This is a genomic window from Altererythrobacter aquiaggeris, from assembly GCF_037154015.1.
In the GTDB taxonomy this organism is placed as follows: domain Bacteria; phylum Pseudomonadota; class Alphaproteobacteria; order Sphingomonadales; family Sphingomonadaceae; genus Aestuarierythrobacter; species Aestuarierythrobacter aquiaggeris.
Map to the genome: position 1 here is coordinate 1,225,542 of NZ_JBANRL010000001.1, position 20,074 is coordinate 1,245,615.

A 20,074-nucleotide genomic window follows, 5' to 3' on the forward strand; every position below is an offset into this window, starting at 1 on the left:
GGTGTGCAACTGAAGGTGATTAATGGCGACGCAAGCGGCTGACAGACCGGTAACCGATACTTCACCGGAGGCGGTTGTTGTCCGCTTCGCCGGTGATAGCGGCGACGGAATGCAATTGACGGGCGGACAATTCACGCTGTCCACCGCACTGGCGGGTAACGATCTCGCCACATTCCCCGACTTTCCGGCTGAAATCCGCGCACCGCAGGGCACGCTGTTTGGCGTTTCCGCATTCCAGATCAATTTCGGCAGCCGCGAGATAAACACTGCGGGGGATGCGCCCGATGTGCTGGTGGCGATGAACCCCGCCGCGCTCAAGGTAAATCTCGCATCGCTGAAACCCGGCGGTCTGGTAATCATCGACACGGGCGAATTTACCAAACGCAACCTTGATAAGGCCAAATATGATGTCAGCCCGCTGGACGATGATACGCTGGCGAAATGGGAAGTGCTGGCTTTCGATATCAGCGCGCTGACAATCGAAGCGGTCAAACCGTTTGGCCTGGGCAACAAGGATGCGCTGCGGTCCAAGAATATGTGGACGCTGGGCCTTGCGCTGTGGATGTTCGACCGCGAACGCGCGCCGATCGAAAACTGGCTGAAAACCAAGTTCAAAACCAAACCCGACATTGCCGGCGCCAATATTGCTGCGCTCAATGCCGGCCATGCTTACGGCGAAACGGCTGAACTGACCGGACCGCTGAAGCAGGTTCACGTCGATCGGGTAGAAAGCAAGCCGGGTCTTTACCGCACCATCAACGGCGCCGAAGCGATCTCGCTCGGGCTGGTTGCGGGTGCACAATTGTCCGAACTGTCGCTGTTTTTCGGTGGTTATCCGATCACGCCGGCCTCGGCGATCCTGCACCATCTGGCGCGGCTCAAGGAATTTGGCGTTACGACGTTCCAGGCCGAAGACGAAATCGCCGCGATTTGCGCCTCCATCGGTGCATCCTATGCGGGGCAGTTGGGGGTTACCTCGTCGTCCGGCCCCGGCATCGCGCTCAAAACCGAAGCGATGGGCCTCGCGATCATGACCGAGCTTCCGCTGGTTATCGTCAACAGCCAGCGCGGCGGACCTTCCACCGGCCTTCCCACCAAGACCGAACAAAGCGATCTGTATCAGGCGGTGTATGGCCGCAACGGCGATGCGCCGATGCCGGTCGTATCCTGCAGCAGCCCGGGCGACGCGTTTGAATGCGCGATCGAGGCGTGCCGGATTGCGACGCAATATATGACGCCCGTTATGCTGTTGACCGATGGTTATATTGCCAATGCCTCCGAACCATGGCCGGTGCCCGATCCCGCGACATTCAAACCGTTTCCGGCCAAGTTCCTGCAGGAAAAGAACGCAGGCGATACGCTGTTGCCATACAAACGCGATGCCAGGGGTGCGCGACCGTGGATCAAGCCGGGTACGCCCGGTTTGATGCACCGTATCGGCGGAATCGAAAAACAGGTCGATACCGGCCACATCGATTATGCGCCGGACAACCATCAGGCGATGACCGACGCGCGCAGCCAGAAGGTGCTGGGTATCGATGTGCCCGATCAGGAGGTTTCGCTGGGCGAAACTTCCGGAAAACTTGCGGTCGTGGGCTGGGGATCGACTTTTGGCCCGATCCGCCGCGCAGTGGACAATTCGCGCAATAAAGGGCTCGACGTCAGCCATATCCATGTGCGCCACATCTGGCCGCTGCCTGAAAACCTTGGCGAACTGCTGCACAGCTATGACCATGTGCTGGTGCCCGAAATGAATACCGGCCAGTTCAAAACCGTGCTGCGCGATCAATTCCTGGTGGATGCGCAGCCGCTGACCAAGACCAGTGGACAACCCTTCGCCATCGCCGAGCTGGAAGAAGCCATCGGCAAGTTTTTCGACGGAGTGCCGGACAATGAAGGCGGTCAGGTCGAAGTGAACAAGACACAATTACCCAGCCCGGAGTTGGACGCATGAACGCACCGGTTAAATTCGAGACCACGCTGAAAGATTGGGAAACCGATCAGGAAGTCCGCTGGTGCCCCGGCTGCGGGGATTATGCGATCCTGAAGGCTGTGCAGCGCACGTTGCCGCAGCTTGGTGCTGATCCTTCGAACACGGTGTTCATCAGCGGTATCGGCTGCTCCAGCCGGTTCCCCTATTACATGGAAACATACGGCTTCCATACGATCCACGGGCGTGCGCCTGCGGTGGCCACAGGCGTTAAACTGGCCAATCCAGATCTCGACGTGTGGCTGGTGACGGGTGATGGTGACGGGCTGTCGATCGGCGGCAATCACATGATGCACGTGCTGCGCCGCAATGTGAATATGCAGATCATGCTGTTCAACAACGAGATTTACGGCCTGACGAAGGGACAATCATCGCCTACCAGCCGCGAAGGCACCAAAAGCCCCTCGACCCCGATTGGTTCTTACGACCATCCAGCCAATCCTTGCGCTTTTGCGCTGGGTTCGGGCGCGCGCTTCATCGGGCGCGGGTTCGATGTATCGAAAAACCTGCCTGATGTTCTGAAAGCTGCCCATGCCCACCAGGGTGCTGCATTTATCGAGATTTTCCAGAACTGCATCGTCTATAACAAGGATGTGTTCAACGATTTCGCCGCGCCCAAGGGGGCGGAGGACCGCCAGCTATGGTTGTCCAACGCGGAGCCGATGCTGTTTGCTGGCGGCGCCAAGGGCATTGCGCTCGACCGTGACGCGCTCGCGCTCAAAGTCGTCGATGTGGTGGATGGCAATTGGGAAGCGGCTGGCGTGCTGGTGCATGATGCGACCAACCGTTCGGTCTGCCATATGCTGATCGAAATGCCGTTTGGTCCGTTTCCGATGGCGCTTGGGGTTTTGTATGATGATCCGCGCGAAACCTTTGAAAGCGCGGTTATCGAAGAACGCGCCAGGTCGTCTGCCGGCAAGGAGGCCAATCTGGCAAAATTGCTGGCCAAGGGGCAAACCTGGACAGTGGCAGCAGACGAGGGGCATCCGGCCGATTGATCGGCAGGCTGCGTGGATAATCTCACACACTCGCTCGTCGGCGCTTTGCTCGGTCAGGCCGGGCTGAAGCGCAAAACCGGTCTGGCGATGCCCGCGCTGGTTATCGGCGCGAACTTGCCCGATGTGGACGCGGCGTGTTTCTTTTGGCTGGAGGGCGTGGAACATCTCGGTTTCCGGCGCGGGATTACGCATGGCCCGCCCGCGATGGTGCTGCTGCCGCTGATGCTGGCGGGGCTGCTGTATGGCTTTGACCGCTGGCAGACCGGGCGCGGGAAACGGCCCGAGGGTCGGCTTCCGGTAAGTTTCAAATGGCTGTTCCTGCTGAGTTTCATCGGCTGTCTGACCCATCCGGCGATGGATTGGCTCAACGTCTATGGCATCCGGCTGCTCGAACCGTTTTCCAGCCAATGGTTTTATGGCGATACGCTATTTATCATCGATGTATGGCTGTGGGCGCTAATGGGCTTTGCGACATGGTTCTCACTTAGGCGGGAGAAAAAAACCGGCGGCGACTGGCGAAAGCCCGCGCGGATCGCGATTGCTGCAAGTTTGGCGTATATCGGGGTAAACGGAGCGATCACCCACGCTTCCAAAGTTTCCTTTCTTAAAACGACCAATTTTAACGAAGTGATCGCCAATCCACTGCCGTTGACTTTCTGGCAGCGCGAAATGGTCTTCGACGCTGACGGGACGGTTTATATGGGCATGGCTCAACAGGACTGGAGCGCCTTTGGCGGCCTGTCGGATGAGACGGTTTACCTTTTGCCGCAAGGCCCGTCATGTCTGGGGCCGGAGGAATTGCGAAAATACGCTCCGGCAGATAAACAGCTGGCCGCTTTCCTTTTCTGGTCACGATCGCCTTACGTCGTCCCCGACCGCAAGGGCGGCCGCGCTACGATCCGCGACGGGCGCTTTGCTTCGCCCATGGTAGGTGACAGGTTCAGCCATTCGATTAAAGTTCCGGCGGGGGCCGAAAACTGCGGTTTCGACTAAGGAACCCGAATAGCGTTGGGCCCGTTATCCCAATGACAAAGGGGCATTCATGACGACACCGCAAATAGTCTGGCTCCGGCGCGATCTTCGCATTGCCGATCAGCCTGCGCTTTATCACGCCGCTCAGGTGGGGCCAGTGGTTCCGGTTTATGTGCTCGACGATGATGCGCCCAAGCACCACGCATATGGCGGAGCATCGCGCTGGTGGCTGCATCATTCACTGGAATCGCTCGGGCGCGATCTGGGCAAGCACAATTCGCGGATCATCCTGCGGCGCGGCGATGCGGCGGACGAGCTTGCGGCGCTGTCAAAGGAACTTGGCGGCGCGCCGGTCCATGCAAACCGCCATTATGAGCCATGGTGGCGCAATGCCGAGGCCAAGCTCGCCAGAGAAGCTGACTTGCAGCTCTACGATGGCAATTATTTACTGCCCGTGGGCGCGGTAAAAACCGGATCGGGCACACCCTATAAGATCTATACGCCATTTTCGAAAGCCACGCTGGAGGAGTTTCCGCCGCGTGATGCATTGCCTGAGCCCGATACGATATCGTTACCGGATACGTGGCCTGACAGCGAAGAGTTGGCAGATTGGCACCTGCTCCCGGCACAGCCGGATTGGGCGGGCGGGATGCGCGATTTCTGGAGTGTGGGCGAGACAGCAGCGCATGAGCGTCTGGCCCAGTGGGAAGACGACGTCGCCGACTATGACGAGGGCCGCAATTTGCCCTCGCAGGATGGATCGAGCCGGTTGTCCCCCCATCTGCATTGGGGCGAAATTTCGCCGGTTACTATCTGGCACGCGCTCAAGGACAAGCGCAGCAAGGGTTGGAAAACCTACGAAAAAGAGCTGATCTGGCGCGACTATGCACAGAATGTCATCAGCCAGTTTCCGAAATATCCGGTCGAAAGTTACCGTGATGGTTACGGCGAGGTGTGGCGCAATCCCAATCGCGGCCATCTGATCGATGAAGATTTGCATGCCTGGCAACGCGGCCGCACCGGCTATCCGATTGTCGATGCCGGAATGCGCCAATTGTGGGCGACCGGGTGGATGCACAACCGTGTGCGGATGATCACCGCCAGCTTCCTGATCAAACATCTGCTGATCGACTGGACGCATGGCGAACGCTGGTTCTGGGATACGCTGGTCGATGCCGATTACGGCAGCAACGGGACCAACTGGCAATGGGTGTCGGGAACCGGCGTGGACAGCAATATGTTCGTACGGATCATGGCGCCGCTCAGCCAGTCGGAGAAATTCGATGCGGCAAATTATATCCGTGAATGGGTGCCCGAGCTGGCCGAGCTGTCCGATGACGACATTCACGATCCGGCGGATGAGAAGCGCGGGGAATACCCGGTAAAACGCATCGGTCACAAGGAGGCGCGCGAACGGGCGCTGTCGGCATATCGCGAAATGAAGGACAAGTCGGGCTAACCCGCTTGCCGCAACGGGCCTTGCGGGGCATAGTTAATCCATGACCGCACAGGGATTGAATCGGGGCGGCGGGCTTATCAGGGGCGGCCGCAAATTTGGCACTTCGCCGGGTATTTTTGCGCGGCTGCTTGCGCCCGGATTTCACAAATTGCTGGACCGGATCGACGCGGGGCTGGAGACCGGCTCGATCCTGGGGCATTTGCCCAATGGCGAGACGCGTCTGTTGGGCGGACGCGCAGCCGGATTCGACGCTGTGGTCCAGCTGAATGACTGGCGCGGATTGATCCGGCTTGCCACTGCCGGATCGGTCGGGTGGTTTCAGGCCTGGGAAGCGGGAGAATGGGAAACGCCCGATCTGGTTACCGTGTTTGCGGTGTTCAACGCTAATGCTGCCAGCCTTGGCGATGCCGGGCGCGCCAAGGGATTTTGGCGAGCCGGAATGCGGTTCGCGCATTGGCTGAACCGCAACACGCACGCGGGGTCCGAACGCAATATCAACGCACATTATGATCTCGGGAATGATTTTTACGGTCCGTGGCTGGGCGAGACGATGGCCTATTCCAGCGGACTGTTCAGCGACGGAGAAACGCGGCTTGGCGCAGCACAAACCCGCAAAATTGCCGCGCTGGCTGAAAGGCTGGAAATCACCCCGAATGACAGGGTGCTGGAAATCGGCTGCGGTTGGGGCACGCTGGCTGCGCATCTGGCGGATGATTTCGGTGCCGATGTCACCGCGATCAGCCTGTCGGACGAACAGCTGGCCTATGCCAGGGACCACCGCGTGCCGGGCAAGGGTTCGGTCCAATATCTCAAACAGGATTACCGCGATGTGGCGGGCCGGTTTGACAGCATCGCCAGCTGCGAAATGGTGGAGGCGCTGGGGCGCGCATATTGGCCCACATTCATGGACACGATCGCACGGTGCCTGAAACCGGGCGGGCGTGCCGCGATCCAGTATATTTCGTTCCGCGATGATTTGTTCGAAGCCTATGCTTCCAGCGCCGATTTTATCCAGGCCTATGTGTTTCCCGGTGGGCTGCTTATCCGCAATTCGGAGTTCAGGGCGCTGGCCGAGGCGCGCGGTCTGGCATGGTCCGATCAGACCGATTTCGGGATGGATTACGCCGAAACGCTCAGGATCTGGCGGGAAAATTTTGAACAGGCGGTCGATGCCGGCCAGCTTCCGGCGGGTTTCGATCAGAAATTCATCCGGCTGTGGCGCTATTACCTGACCTATTGCGAGGGCGGTTTTCGCGGCGGCGGGATCGACGTGCATCAGGTCACATTGGTGAAGGAAACGACGCATGCTTAAACGCCTCATACCTTTGATGGCAGCGATGATGTTGCCCGGATGCGCGCAATATAGCGACGCGCCCGCCGGAACCGTTGCCCGCCCGGCGGCAACCCTGCGGATGCCGCCGCAGGAGCACGCACCCGAGGATTTGCAAGTCCTGTTCTGGACGGCCGGGCAGCGCGAGACACGCTTCAGGCAGATGGAAAACTGGTTTCCCGGTTATGAGGTTCCGGCTGCAAAAAACATGCGTCAACTTGAGCGGGGGGCAGGTCTAAGCCCCGATCTGAAGCAGAAGATTGCCCGCTTCATGCTGGAGACGAATTCTGCGGGCGTGATGATTCTGCAAGACGGCAAATTGCAGCACGAAGCCTATTCGCTGGGGTTCGATGCGACGCAGCGCTGGACCAGTTTCTCGGTGGCGAAAAGTTTCACCTCGACATTGCTGGGCGCAGCAGTGCGCGACGGATTGATCGGCAGTCTGGATGATAGCGTGGCTGATTACGTCCCTGAGTTGAAGGGGACGATATATGAGGATGTTACGGTAAAACAGGTTGCGACCATGACGTCGGGTGCGGCGTGGAACGAGGATTACTCCGATCCCGATAGCGACATTGCCAAAATGGCCGCGATGGTTTCGGACACGGAAAATGATGCGCTTGTCACACAGCTCAAGACACTGCCGCGTGAAGCGCCGCCGGGCGAAAAGTTTGTCTATAAAACCATCGAGACCAATCTGCTGGGCGCGATCGTGGAAAATGCCACAGGCATGAAGCTGGCTGAATACGCCAAGGCAAAAATCGTCGATCCGGCAGGGTTCGAAGCATCGATGTTCTGGATGATCGAGCCGACCGGGCGGACCATCGGTGGCTGCTGCCTGTCGCTGCGCCTCGCGGATTATGCCCGGCTGGGCCAGTTTGCGCTGGATGGCGGCGAGGGGATCGTGCCTGACGGATGGTTTGGCGAAGCGGGCGGACAGCAAGTCGATTTCAATGGTTCAGGCTATGGTTACGGCTACCAGTGGTGGACTTATCCGGGCGGCAATTTCGGCGCGCAGGGAATATTCGGCCAGGCAATTTCAATTATGCCTGCGGAAAAGATCGTCGCCGCAGCTGTCGGCAATTGGTCCACCGCAAGCAGTTCGGATAATCGCCGCAAATGGTTGAAGCTGGTTCAGGAAATCGCCGAGGCCGAATAGCCGCGTCAGGCGCACTGCGTTCTAGCGGCGAAACCCGCCATCGCCGCGATAACGGGCCAGGATATTGTCATGGACGATCGGGCTTAGCAATTCGGTAAAGGCCACGCCGACCATGCAATTGTCCCACCAGACAACCTGCCCTTGCAGCGATTCCAGACCGGGCAGGGTAAGCCAGCAGACCGTACCCGTGTGCAGGCGGTTGATTGCCGCGCCGGAATAACCCGAAATCGACAGATCGTGGATCACAGTCTGGAACCCGCGGCCGCCCGATGCCCTCAATTGTGCGGGGATCGACAGTCTCGTGCGCGGTGCACAGCGATCTTCCTGTGCCGCAATCTCGTATCGGTCCTGTGCGTCGAAGGTCATCAGCGCCCCCTCCTACCTTGAAGCAACCGCAGGGGATTGCGAAATTGCTAAACGCACGGTGGCGCGGGCAGGTTTACGTGGCCCTGACAAAGATGGTTAAGCGGTCTTAACCGACCCGTTTTTTGCAGGGCGTGGGGAAGTCGGTTTGCAGGAGTTCCAGAATAGCGTCGGCCACGATCCCGGGCTCCTTGACGGTTGCGGGATCTTCACCGGGATAGGCTTTGGCGCGCATCGCGGTCCGTGTGGCGCCCGGATCGACGATGGCCACGCGGATTCCGGATATATTTTCAACCTCTTGCGCGTAACTTTCCAGCAAGCTGTCAAACGCGGCCTTGCTCGAGCCATACGCACCCCAATAGGCCCGCGCCCGTGACCCCACGCTGCTGGTCAACCCGATCACACGGCCAGCCTTGCTGCGCTTCAACATCGGATCGAATGCGGCCAGCAAGGCCTGTGTCGCCAACACGTTTACAGTCAGCGCCTGTCCAAAACTTTTGGGCGTTATCTGGGTAACCGGCGTCAGCGCGGGCAGTGTCGCGGCCGAAATCACCAGAATATCCAGCGTATCCCAGCGGCCCGAAATGGCCGCGGCCAACCGCGCGATCCCGTCTTCTTCGGACAGATCAAGCGGCGCGATGGTAGAATTGCCCCCCAGCGCATGGACTTCGTCTTCGACTTTTTCCAGTGCGCGGACGTCGCGGCCGGTCAGCACGACATGCGCCCCCTCCCGGGCCAGAGCAAGCGCGGTTGCGGCGCCGATGCCACGGCTTGCGCCGGTTACAATGGCGAGCTGGCCGGCAAGCGGCATTATCTTGGTATTTCTGGACATTATGCGACTTTGTTTACAGGAAATGGTAATTGCGCGGGACTGTCGTCACCCGCGTGATCGGTCAGGCTGGTGGGATATTCGCCGGTGAAACAGGCGTCGCAATATTTCGGTTGCGCGCTATCGCGTTCGATACCGCTTACTGCGCGATAAAGCCCGTCTATGGAGACAAATGCGAGGCTGTCCGCCTTGATGAATTGCTGCATCGCCTGCAATTCCATCCGCGCGGCAAGCAGTTTTGAGCGTTCGGGCGTGTCGACACCATAAAAGCAGCTATGCGCGGTGGGCGGGCTGGCCACGCGGAAATGGACTTCGGTGGCGCCCGCTTCGCGCATCATTTCGACGATCTTGAGGCTGGTTGTCCCGCGCACGATCGAATCGTCTATCAAAACGATCCGCTTGCCGGCGACCAGCCCGCGATTGGCATTGTGTTTGCGTTTCACACCTGAATGGCGCGCGCTGTCCGATGGCTGGATAAATGTGCGCCCGACATAGTGCGAGCGAATAATCCCCAGTTCAAACGGTACGCCCGATTGCTGGGCATAACCGATTGCAGCGGGAACCCCGCTGTCGGGCACGGGAACGACCAGATCGACATCGACATGGTTTTCAATCGCCAGCTGCATTCCGATAGCCTTGCGCGCTTCGTAAACCGAGCGGCCATCGAAAATCGAATCCGGCCGGCTGAAATAGACGTGTTCGAAAATGCACGGGCGCGGTTTGTGATTGCCGAATGGCCGGTGGACCGAAACATTGCCCTGATGATTGACCTGGATCAGTTCGCCGGGCTCCACCTGCCGTTCGAATTTCGCGCCCACCACATCCAGCGCCACCGTCTCGCTTGCAAAAATAACCGTCTCGCCGATCCGGCCCATCACCAGCGGGCGGATGCCCAGCGGATCGCGGCAGGCAATCATGCCTTCCTTGGTCATGCACACCAGAGAATATGCGCCTTCGACCATCCGCAATGCATCCACGAACCGGTCGAGCAAAGTCGGATAACGGCTGGTGGCGACAAGGTGGATGATGACCTCGGTGTCGGAGGTTGACTGGAAGATTGCACCGCGCCGGACCAGATCATCGCGCAGGTGCCGCGCGTTGGAGATATTTCCGTTATGCGCGATTGCAAAACCGCCAGCGGCCAGATCGGCATACAGCGGCTGGACATTACGCAGGCCCGCGCCGCCGGTGGTCGAATATCTGACATGACCGGCTGCCATATTGCCGGGCAATACACCGAGCGCTTCGGACGTGGAGAAATTATCCGCGACATGGCCGGTGCCGCGCAGCGAATGGAATTCCTCACCGTCATAGCTGGTAATCCCGGCAGCTTCCTGCCCGCGGTGCTGCAAGGCATGGAGGCCCAGCGCGGTAACCGCAGATGCATCGACCGCATTGATTGCGCCGAACACGCCGCATTCTTCGCGGAGCTTGTCGCCATGCAAATCGAGTAATGGATTGGTGAGGTTCATTTTGGTCCGCCGCAAGCCAGATTGACCTTGCGCGACCAATGGCGATGTTACGGCTTCATTACAAGGCCGGATTACCCGGCCGGTGACACTATTGCGGACCAAATCGCAATCTGCGTCCGGTGGCACCACCAATTTCATTGCACCTTCACATTGGCCCGCCTAAGCCGCTCCGACATATGAACAAGCGAAGTACAGCAGTTTGATCCTCTCTCCTTTTGAATGGACCATCGCCAAACGGTATATGATGCCGGGGAAGGGCGAAGCCTTTATTGCGCTGGTCGCGGGTATATCCGTGGGCGTCGTCATGCTCAGCGTTGCGTTGCTTATCGTGGTGATGAGCGTCATGAACGGGTTCCGCGCGGAATTGCTCGACAAGATCGTGGGGCTGAACGGCCATGCGATTGTCCAGGCCTATGGCGGCAGGCTGGATGACTGGCAAAGCGTGCTGAAAAATGTGCGCGAGACAGAAGGCGTTGTCAGCGCCTCGCCGCTGATCGAACAGCCGCTGCTGGCCAGTTTCAATGGCCGCGTCGAAGCAATTCTGGTGCGCGGCAACACGCAAGGCGACATCAACAAACTGCAAGATAAAGTCATTCTGGGCCAGCTTGCGCCGCTCAGGGCGGGCGCGAACAAGGTCGCGATCGGCGCGCGGCTAGCGGAAAACCTGGGTGCGCGGATCGGCGATACGGTCACCATCATCAATCCGCAGGGCCGTTCGACACCGTTCGGCACCGTGCCGCGCCAGATCGGTTACGAGGTTACGGCCTTGTTCGAAACCGGGATTTACGATTACGACCAGGCATTTGTCGTCATGCCGATGGCTGATGCGCAAACGCTGCTGCTTATTGGCGATACGGTCGGAATGATCGAGGTGAAGACCACCGATCCGGACGAGGTCGAGACGATCATGGCGCCGCTGCAGGAAATGCTTGCGGGCCGCGCGGTCGTGAATGACTGGAAGACGATCAATTCCAGCCTGTTCGAAGCGCTTGAAGTCGAGCGCGTGGCGATGTTTTTCGCGCTTTCGATGATCGTGATTGTTGCTGCTTTCAACATTCTGTCATCGCTTGTGATGCTGGTGCGCGCAAAAACGCGCGATATTGCGATCATGCGAACGATGGGCGCCACGCGCCGCAGCTTGTTGAAGATTTTCGTGACCACCGGCGTCATGGTTGGCGCTTTTGGCACGTTAAGCGGTTTGGCGCTGGGCTTCCTGATCCTGTATTTCAGACAAAGTATCGTGCGCGGTATCGAATTCATCACCGGCCAGAATTTATGGGACCCGTCGATCCGGTTCCTGTCGGAACTGCCTTCCAAAACCGATCCTTCCGAAGTGCTGGGCATTTGTGTGCTGGCGATGGGCCTCAGTTTTCTCGCAACGCTGTATCCCGCGCTGAAGGCGGCCAACACCGATCCCGTACAGGTGCTTCGCTATGAGTGATCCGGTGGTTCGTCTGACAAAGCTGACCCGAAGTTTCGAACAGGGCGGTGTGCGGATCGATGTCCTTCGCGGCGTCGATCTGGCAATCCGGCCCGGCGAGATTGTCGCGCTTGTCGGCCCGTCCGGTTCGGGCAAATCGACTTTGCTACAAGCTGTCGGACTGCTCGAAGGCGGTTTTGGCGGCAAGATCGAGATCGCCGGTACCGATGCCAGCGGTCTGTCCGGCGATGCGCGCAGCCGGTTGCGGCGCGACCATCTGGGCTTTGTCTATCAATTCCACCATTTGCTGCCCGATTTCAGCGCGCAGGAAAACGTCATCCTGCCGCAAATGGTGGCCGATGTTTCGCGCGCCAATGCCGAAGTGCGGGCGGATGAATTGCTGACGGGCCTCGGGCTTGGCAAGCGCCTGACACACCGGCCCAGCCAGCTATCGGGCGGCGAACAGCAACGCGTCGCGGTGGCGCGCGCGCTGGCCAACCATCCCGCGCTGGTGCTGGCCGATGAACCGACAGGCAACCTCGACGAAGCGACTGCCGACCGGGTGCTTGAGGAATTTCTCCGGCTGGTAAGGGGCGAAGGCAGCGCCGCACTGGTCGCCACGCATAACGAACGCCTTGCCGCCAGAATGGACCGCGTTGTGCGTTTGCATGACGGCGTGCTTGGATAGCCAGCCTATGCGCTGCGTGCTAATGTGCGCGTGCGATACCGGAAGGAAGTCTGATGACCACGATTGCCGATTTCAAAGCGACACAGCCGGACGGCAGCACAATCGATTTGTCCGACAAGCAGGGTAAGGTTTTGCTGGTGGTCAACACCGCCAGCCAATGCGGCTTCACGCCGCAATATGAAGGGCTGGAGAAACTGCACCGCGAACTGGCGGACAAGGGTTTCGAAGTTATCGCATTTCCCTGCAACCAGTTCGGCGCGCAGGAACCGGGTAATGCCGAAGAAATTGCCAGTTTCTGCAGCTTGAAATATGATGTGACCTTCCCCCTGATGGAAAAAGTCGATGTCAACGGCGCGGATGCAGATCCGCTGTTCGACTGGATGAAGAAAGAAGCGCCCGGACTGATGGGTTCGCGCCGGATCAAGTGGAACTTCACCAAATTCCTGATCGACCGCGATGGCAAGGTCGTGCGGCGTTATGCGCCGACCGACACCCCGCAATCGATCCGCCGCGATATCGAAAAACTGCTCTGATCCGGTAATGTGCAAAACGGGGCTACGCCCCCTTCCAACGCGCGGCAAATAGCCTAGTTTCAGACCATGGCCCACACCCCGTTCGTCCCTTTGCGAATTCTTTCGTCCTATTCGCTGCTTGAAGGGGCGATAGATCCCAAGGCAATCGCGAAACTGGCCAAGGATCGCGGATTTCCGGCAATCGCAATCTGCGACCGCAACGGGCTTTACGGGGCAGTCGCCTTTGCCGGCGCTTGCATGGCCGAAGGCATCCAGCCAATCATCGGGACGTTGCTGGGCGTGTGCCGCGGCGACAGCGAAAACACGATCGATTATCTGCCGCTTTATGCGCAAGACGAGCAGGGTTACGAAAATCTGTGCCACCTCGTCAGCGAAGCGCATCTGGCGCGCCCTCCGCAGCTTGACCCGCATGTTTCGCTGGAAGCGTTGGAAGGATATACGAAAGGTCTGATTGCGCTCACGGGTGCGCGCGAGGGGGCAATCGAACGTTTACTGGCTGACGGGAAACACGACCGGGCCGAAATCTACTGCGAACAACTGGAAGCGTTGTTTCCGGGCCGGCTATATGTCGAAATGTCGCGCCTGCGCCAAACGCAGGAATGCCAAACCGATACCGCACTGATCGAACTTGCCTATGCGCGCGATCTGCCGCTGGTCGCCACCAACCCGGCAAATTATGCCGATCCGCATTTCCATTCCGCGCATGATGCGATGTTATGCATCGCCAATTCCACGCACATCGACGCTGCGGAGCGGCCGCGTTCGAGCCCCGAAGCTTTCGTGAAATCCGTGCGGATGATGGAAGAATTGTTCGCCGATCTGCCCGAAGCCATCCAGAACACGCTGGTGATTGCCCGGCGCTGCGCCTTTGCGCCGCCAAATCGCGATCCGATCCTGCCCAGTCTTGCCGGCGATCTGAAGGCTGAAGCCAGCGCGCTGGCCGACGATGCGCGCAAGGGACTTGAAAAACGGCTCGCCCCGTATGGCGGGATGTCGGCTGCCGAGCGCAAGATTTATGACGACCGGCTTGAATTCGAAGTCGAAGTTATCGTCAAAATGGGATTCCCCGGATATTTCCTGATCGTTGCCGATTTTATCAAATGGGCCAAGGATAATGGCATCCCGGTTGGCCCGGGGCGCGGCTCCGGCGCGGGATCGCTGGTGGCATGGTCGCTGACGATTACCGATCTGGATCCGATCAAACTCGGTCTGCTGTTCGAACGGTTCCTGAACCCCGAACGCGTGTCGATGCCCGATTTCGATATCGATTTCTGCGAAACGCGGCGCGGCGAGGTTATCCGCTATGTCCAGCAGAAATACGGTAGCGATCATGTCGCGCAAATCATCACTTTCGGTAAGATGAAGGCCCGCGCCGTGCTGCGCGATACGGGCCGCATTCTGCAGATGAGCTACAATCATGTGGACCGGCTTTGCAAGATGATCCCCAATCATCCGACCGATCCGTGGACTTTGCCGCGCGCGCTGAACGGCGCTGCCGAATTCAGGAATGAATATACATCGTCCGCAGATGTGAAGCGTCTGGTCGATCTGGCGATGCAACTGGAGGGTTTGCCGCGCAACAGTTCGACCCATGCGGCGGGTGTGGTGATCGGCGACCGTCCGCTGGCGCAGCTTGTGCCACTATACCGCGATCCGCGTTCGGATATGCCGGTGACGCAATTCGACATGAAACACGTCGAAAGCAGCGGGCTCGTCAAATTCGATTTCCTCGGTCTGAAAACGCTTTCCGTCCTGCGCAAGGCGCTCGATCTGCTGGAAGCGCGGGGCATCGAACTCGATCTTGATACGCTCGCCTGGGACGATGCAAAGGTCTATGACCTGCTCAAATCGGGCAATACCGTGGGTGTGTTCCAGCTGGAATCAGAAGGAATGCGCCGCACGCTGACGGCGGTAAAACCGACAAAATTCGAAGATATTATCGCGCTGGTATCGCTCTACCGGCCGGGCCCGATGGATAATATCCCGCTGTTCGGCCAGCGCAAAAGCGGTGAAGTGCCGATCGAATATCCGCATCCCAAACTCGAAGGCATCCTGTCGGAAACATACGGCATTTTCGTCTATCAGGAACAGGTGATGCAGGCGGCGCAGATCCTCGCGGGATATTCGCTGGGCGATGCCGATTTGCTGCGCCGCGCGATGGGCAAGAAAGTGCAGTCTGAAATGGATGCGCAGCGCCAGCGCTTCGTCGATGGGTGTCTGGAAAATTCCGCTATCGAGAAAGCCAAGGCCAACGAGCTGTTCGATTTGATCGACAAATTTGCCGGCTATGGCTTCAACAAATCGCACGCCGCCGCATATGCGCTGCTGGCGTATCAGACCGCCTGGCTCAAGACGCACTACCCGCACGAATTTTATGCTGCTGCGATGTGTTTCGAGATGCATCAATCGGAAAAGCTGGCGATATTCGTCGATGATATGCGCCGCGCCGGCTACGAGCTTGCGGGGCCCGACATCAACCGATCGGTAGCAGAATTTACCGTCGAGCGAACCGATGAAAGTTTCGCCGTCCGCTATGGTCTGGCCGGACTGCGTAACGTCGGCGAAAAAGCGATGGAAGCCATCGTTACCGAACGCGATGCTCATGGCGAGTTCGAAAATCTGCAACAGATGTTCGAACGGCTTCCGCAGGGGTCGATGAACCGGCGGCAGCTTGAATCGCTGGCTGCATCGGGCGCATTGGACGCGCTGGAGCCCAACCGCGCCGCTTTGGTCGCCAATGCCGATATGCTGATTGCGATAGCTGACGCGGCGCAGCGTGAACGGTCCAGCGGTCAGGGCGGCCTGTTTGGCGGTGACGACCATAGCGCGCCGGAGCTGAGGCTGAGCCCGACCGATGAATGGACCCGGTCGGAGCGGATGGCGGCCGAACGCGAGACATTCGGGTTTTATTTTGCCGCGCATCCGGTCACCCAGTTCAAGGAAGTCGCATCCGCCAACGGGGCCCGGTCTTACGCCAGCATAATGGAATCGGGTGTGCCGGGCGGCGGCAGGCAAGCTGCAGTCATGGCGGCGATGGTCGAATCGGTGAACCGCGGAAAAACGCGCCGCGGCAAGGATTTCGTGCGTGCGGACTTCTCCGATCCCTCGGGCCAGTTCAGCGCCGCGTGTTTCGAAGAAGCTCTGGTCGAACCGATGCAGCGCTGGGCCAAAGATGGCACCACGCTGCTCATCCAGGTCGAACTGGATTCGCCCAGTCCGGACGAACCGCCGCGCATTACCATTCGCGGGGCACGTCCGCTTTCCGAGGTCAAAGGCAGCACCGAAATGCAGCTGACTCTCGACATCCGGCATGAGGCTGCCTTGAAACAACTGGCAGTAATGCTCAAAACCGGCGCCGACGCGCGCGGCGAAGTTCTGGCGCGCATGCAAACACAGAGCGATGGAGCCGCGACATTGCTGCTTGGCAGCGATTTTCAGCTGGACGGCGATCTTGCAGGGGAACTGGCAGAAATCGAAGGCCTCGATAATGTCTCGCTAAAACCCAGGCGTGCCGGATCGCATCTGCGGCTTGTTTCCTAGCGCGTCCTGAAAATGCGGGTATGGCGCGCGGCCAGCATGATGATGGTCGGCACAAGCATCGTGTTCCACAAATCCTTGAAATTCCAGGCAAGGATTATTGGCCGGTCATAAACCCAATTATCGCGGATATCCCAGGCTTCGCCAATCGCAGCCACAGCCAGAACCGCCAGCCACGGCCGCCATTGATGCGCCTTCCAGCCAAACGCGAAACAGCATCCGAAAAACACGATCAGCGCGACATAGATATGCAGCGCATCCTTCGCGAGATCGAGATTGTCCACCAGAACCGTCTTGATAGCCTGAAGTGCGCTCATGGATTGCAGGTTTGACCTGTGCGGCAGTCCAGTGCAACCAGTCGTCAAAAGAAAACTTCAGGAGAGTCAGATGTCAAATGCCAAGATCGGCGCGATGCAGGATTACAAGCTGCGCGTTACCAACATAATCGATCACGCAGCGCGTGAACATGGTTCGCGGGAAATCCTGACTTATTGGGCGGACGGTTCGGAAACCGCCACCAGTTGGGGCGAAGTGCGGCATGATGCATTGCGGATGACACAGGCGCTGCGCAAACTGGGCATCAATGCGGGTGACCGGATTGCGACGCTGGCGATGAACCATTCGCGCCATCTGGTCAGCTGGTACGGCGCGGTTGGCGTGGGCGGGGTGCTGCATACAATCAATCCGCGCCTGTTCGAAGACCAGCTCGAATACATCGCCAATCACGCCGAAGACAAGGTGATGCTGTATGATGCGGCATTCCAACCTGTGATCGACAAGATGAAGGACCAGTGGACCACGATCGAACATTACATCTGCTATGATCCGCCCGCCGGCAGCGACGCGATTGCATTCGAGGACTGGATCGGCGCCGAGGACGGGAACACCCGGTGGGCCGACGGTGACGAGCGCGATCCCTGTATGCTTTGCTATACCAGCGGCACCACCGGAAATCCCAAGGGCGTGTTGTATGAACACCGTTCGACATATTTGCACGCCATGGCCGGATTGCAGCCGCACGCGTTCGACTTTTCCGTGCAAAGCGTAATGCTGCCCGTGGTGCCGATGTTCCACGCGGCAAGCTGGGGCCTGCCGTGGTCCGGCGCGATGGCGGGTGTGAAATTCGTCTATTCGGCGGTCAACGATCCGCAAGTCCTGCTGAATTTGATGAAGCGCGAGAAAGTCTCTCATTCGGCAGGCGTGCCGACTGTCTGGCTAGGAATTTTTCAGCACTGTGATGCGACCGGCGAGGAACTGCCGAAACTGAAACAGGCTATCATCGGCGGTTCGGCTGCACCGCGATTCATGATCGAGCGGCTGATGAAAAACGGCACGCGCGTCGCGCATGCGTGGGGCATGACCGAAACCAGCCCGATCGGCACTTGCGGCGCACCAACGCATGACTGGGACGATCTGACCTTCGATCAACAGGTCGATACTGTGGTCATGCAGGGCCGTCCGGTGTTCGGGGTGGAGCTGCGGATCGTCGATCTGGGCGATATGAAAACCGAATTGCCGCGTGACGGCAAAGTGTCGGGGGCGCTGCAAATTCGCGGGCCGTGGGTTATCAAACGCTATTTCAAGGCTGAAGAAGATGCGGTCGATGCCGAACAATGGTTCGACACCGGAGATGTCGGGATCATCCATCCTGACGGGACACTGCAGCTGACCGACCGGACGAAAGACGTGATCAAGTCGGGCGGGGAATGGATCAGTTCGGTCGAGCTTGAAAACGAAGCTGTGGCGCATCCGGCAATTGCCGAGGCGGCAGCCATTGGAATGCCGCATCCCAAGTGGGACGAACGCCCTGTGCTGTTTGTAGTCAGGAAAGAGGGACAGCAGGTTTCAGCGGACGAGGTGAAAGATTTCCTGTCCGACAAAATTGCCAAATGGTGGATGCCTGACGCGGTCGAGTTTGTGGACGATATTCCGCATACGGCCACGGGCAAGATCAGCAAAAAAGATCTGCGTGCGCGGTTTGCCGATTACAGGCTGGATGCGTGAGATGACCGACTATCTCAATCCGACCCGTGAGAGCTTCGAATTCTTCAAATCACTTCCGCGCGACACGCCGATCCATATGTTCAACCTGCTGCGTTATCGTAAATTTGCCGAATATCCCGGCGGGCACGAAAACGGCGACAAAGGCTGGAGCGGCCGCCGCGCTTACGAGGAATATGGCAAGACCAGCGGCCCGATTTTCGAGCGTGTCGGCGGCACGATACTCTGGCGGGGGAAGATGGAAGCGATGGTCACCGGTCCGGCTGATATGAGCTGGGATGACGGTTTTGTGGCTGCCTATCCGCACGCAGGCCGGTTTCTCGAGATGATCACCGACCGCGAATATCAGGAAGCGGTGGTCAATCGCGGCGCAGCATTGATCGACAGCCGCCTGATGCGTTTTGCACCAGGCGAAGCTGGCGGCGGGTTTGGATGACTTAGCCCGCGGTAATAAACAGAAGTTGGCGCGCGTCGATCAGTCTGACATGAACCTGGTAGTAATATTTGCCCGTTCGCTCGCCATTAGCGATAAAGTCGATCCGCACCCGTTTTGCCGTGCCTCTGATAATCATGCGCTTGCCTAGAAAATGCTCTCTTACGCTGGTGAGGTTTGGGCGGCCCGCTGCAAACTTTAAAAATTTCGAAGCTGTTTCAGGCCTGAGCGAGATCGTCAGGTTATTCCGGTCGCGATAATCCTCTTCGGTGTTGAGAAAGAACAGTCCATCTTTCTCGCCAACTTCTTTGACGATGATGTCGAAATCGGCGGCGACGCCGGCCTTGTCACCCAGATAATCGGCAAAGGTGACTGCCTCGACAGCATTCAAACAGCCATTGGCACATAGCGGCAGTATGCGAACCGTTTTTACAGATGAGGCAGACTGCGCCGACAAGTTTGTGGTCGGCACCGATAGTGAAACGAGGAGGGTGGTTGCTGCCATGAGCATCCGGCGCATTTGCGGTTTCTTTCTGTAGAACTTCAACGGTTTGACACCAATCCGATGCCGATAAACAGGTTGGCTGTATCAGCGGTGCGCAGTCAAGTTCTAAACCGCCACAACCGCAGCGACTTTTGCGTGTCTGGCGTACCATTGCGAGCGCTTGAGGCGCCTGGCGAGGAACCACGGTACGATCACCGACAGCGCGATCCCGCCCAATGTGCACACACCCATATAGATCGCCAGCCACGTTCCGCCGCTTTCGTAAATTCCGTAAAGGACCGGTCCGGCAAGGATCAGGCCGCGGATTTCGTTTGCAGCGATCATCCCGAAACCCAGTTTCAGAAACAGATCGACGATAAAGGCGAACGGATTTGTCATGCCGGGC

General features: G+C 58.6%; 18 protein-coding genes. 12 read left to right on the forward strand and 6 right to left on the reverse strand.

Features of this window, described 5'->3' with window-relative positions:
- Window positions 1–22: 22 nt before the first annotated feature.
- The 6 genes from WFP06_RS05985 to WFP06_RS06010 are packed head-to-tail and all read left to right on the forward strand — an operon-like array spanning window position 23 to window position 7,908.
- Complete coding sequence (locus WFP06_RS05985) at window positions 23–1,954, forward strand: 2-oxoacid:acceptor oxidoreductase subunit alpha (RefSeq protein ID WP_336986312.1); 1,932 nt, start codon at window positions 23–25, stop codon at window positions 1,952–1,954.
- Entirely contained in the window at window positions 1,951–2,988 is a 1,038-nt protein-coding gene (locus WFP06_RS05990; RefSeq protein WP_336986313.1) for a 2-oxoacid:ferredoxin oxidoreductase subunit beta, read from the forward strand. The genes WFP06_RS05985 and WFP06_RS05990 overlap by 4 nt, the downstream gene beginning before the upstream one ends.
- A 12-nt stretch (window positions 2,989–3,000) precedes the next feature.
- Window positions 3,001–3,981 (forward strand): metal-dependent hydrolase, encoded by a 981-nt coding sequence (locus tag WFP06_RS05995; RefSeq protein ID WP_336986314.1) that lies wholly within the window; start codon window positions 3,001–3,003, stop codon window positions 3,979–3,981.
- Window positions 3,982–4,030: 49 nt separating this feature from the next.
- Window positions 4,031–5,419, forward strand: a complete 1,389-nt coding sequence (locus WFP06_RS06000; RefSeq protein ID WP_336986315.1) for a cryptochrome/photolyase family protein — start codon at window positions 4,031–4,033, stop codon at window positions 5,417–5,419.
- A 40-nt stretch (window positions 5,420–5,459) separates the two neighbouring features.
- Window positions 5,460–6,731 carry a cyclopropane-fatty-acyl-phospholipid synthase family protein gene (locus WFP06_RS06005; RefSeq protein WP_336986316.1) on the forward strand — a complete coding sequence of 424 codons (1,272 nt, stop codon included), beginning with the start codon at window positions 5,460–5,462 and terminating at the stop codon, window positions 6,729–6,731.
- A complete protein-coding gene (locus tag WFP06_RS06010) occupies window positions 6,724–7,908 on the forward strand; it encodes a serine hydrolase domain-containing protein (RefSeq protein ID WP_336986317.1) in 1,185 nt (394 codons plus the stop codon). The genes WFP06_RS06005 and WFP06_RS06010 overlap by 8 nt, the downstream gene beginning before the upstream one ends.
- A 21-nt stretch (window positions 7,909–7,929) precedes the next feature.
- On the opposite strand, the gene WFP06_RS06015 is transcribed toward WFP06_RS06010, so the two are convergent.
- The 3 genes from WFP06_RS06015 to purF form a co-directional block, all read right to left on the reverse strand.
- Window positions 7,930–8,274 carry a PilZ domain-containing protein gene (locus WFP06_RS06015; protein WP_336986318.1) on the reverse strand — a complete coding sequence of 115 codons (345 nt, stop codon included), beginning with the start codon at window positions 8,272–8,274 and terminating at the stop codon, window positions 7,930–7,932.
- A gap of 106 nt (window positions 8,275–8,380) precedes the next feature.
- Window positions 8,381–9,103: an SDR family NAD(P)-dependent oxidoreductase gene (locus tag WFP06_RS06020; protein WP_336986319.1), complete on the reverse strand. Its 723-nt coding sequence runs from the start codon at window positions 9,101–9,103 to the stop codon at window positions 8,381–8,383.
- Window positions 9,103–10,572, reverse strand: a complete 1,470-nt coding sequence (gene purF, locus WFP06_RS06025; protein WP_336986320.1) for an amidophosphoribosyltransferase — start codon at window positions 10,570–10,572, stop codon at window positions 9,103–9,105. Before purF ends, WFP06_RS06020 begins: the two co-directional genes overlap by 1 nt.
- 199 nt (window positions 10,573–10,771) lie before the next feature.
- Here purF and WFP06_RS06030 point away from each other — a divergent pair, with 199 nt between their 5' ends.
- From WFP06_RS06030 to dnaE, 4 genes are all read left to right on the forward strand, one after another.
- A complete protein-coding gene (locus WFP06_RS06030; RefSeq protein ID WP_336986321.1) occupies window positions 10,772–12,013 on the forward strand; it encodes a lipoprotein-releasing ABC transporter permease subunit in 1,242 nt (413 codons plus the stop codon).
- Window positions 12,006–12,680: an ABC transporter ATP-binding protein gene (locus WFP06_RS06035; RefSeq protein ID WP_336986322.1), complete on the forward strand. Its 675-nt coding sequence runs from the start codon at window positions 12,006–12,008 to the stop codon at window positions 12,678–12,680. The genes WFP06_RS06030 and WFP06_RS06035 overlap by 8 nt, the downstream gene beginning before the upstream one ends.
- 53 nt (window positions 12,681–12,733) lie before the next feature.
- Entirely contained in the window at window positions 12,734–13,213 is a 480-nt protein-coding gene (locus tag WFP06_RS06040; protein ID WP_336986323.1) for a glutathione peroxidase, read from the forward strand.
- Between the two features lie 66 nt (window positions 13,214–13,279).
- Window positions 13,280–16,753, forward strand: a complete 3,474-nt coding sequence (dnaE, locus tag WFP06_RS06045) for a DNA polymerase III subunit alpha (RefSeq protein ID WP_336986324.1) — start codon at window positions 13,280–13,282, stop codon at window positions 16,751–16,753.
- Here dnaE and WFP06_RS06050 read toward each other — a convergent pair.
- Window positions 16,750–17,067 carry a hypothetical protein gene (locus tag WFP06_RS06050; protein ID WP_336986325.1) on the reverse strand — a complete coding sequence of 106 codons (318 nt, stop codon included), beginning with the start codon at window positions 17,065–17,067 and terminating at the stop codon, window positions 16,750–16,752. The genes dnaE and WFP06_RS06050 overlap by 4 nt on opposite strands.
- A 70-nt stretch (window positions 17,068–17,137) precedes the next feature.
- On the opposite strand from WFP06_RS06050, the gene WFP06_RS06055 reads away from it, so the two are divergent.
- Both WFP06_RS06055 and WFP06_RS06060 read left to right on the forward strand, forming a co-directional pair.
- Window positions 17,138–18,754 (forward strand): long-chain fatty acid--CoA ligase, encoded by a 1,617-nt coding sequence (locus WFP06_RS06055; protein WP_336986326.1) that lies wholly within the window; start codon window positions 17,138–17,140, stop codon window positions 18,752–18,754.
- A gap of 1 nt (window position 18,755) precedes the next feature.
- Window positions 18,756–19,187, forward strand: a complete 432-nt coding sequence (locus WFP06_RS06060) for a DUF1330 domain-containing protein (RefSeq protein ID WP_336986327.1) — start codon at window positions 18,756–18,758, stop codon at window positions 19,185–19,187.
- 1 nt (window position 19,188) lies between these two features.
- Here the strand turns inward: WFP06_RS06060 and WFP06_RS06065 are convergent, their stop codons facing one another.
- Entirely contained in the window at window positions 19,189–19,689 is a 501-nt protein-coding gene (locus WFP06_RS06065) for a hypothetical protein (protein ID WP_336986328.1), read from the reverse strand.
- A gap of 105 nt (window positions 19,690–19,794) precedes the next feature.
- Window positions 19,795–20,067 carry a hypothetical protein gene (locus WFP06_RS06070; protein ID WP_336986329.1) on the reverse strand — a complete coding sequence of 91 codons (273 nt, stop codon included), beginning with the start codon at window positions 20,065–20,067 and terminating at the stop codon, window positions 19,795–19,797.
- Window positions 20,068–20,074: the final 7 nt, after the last annotated feature.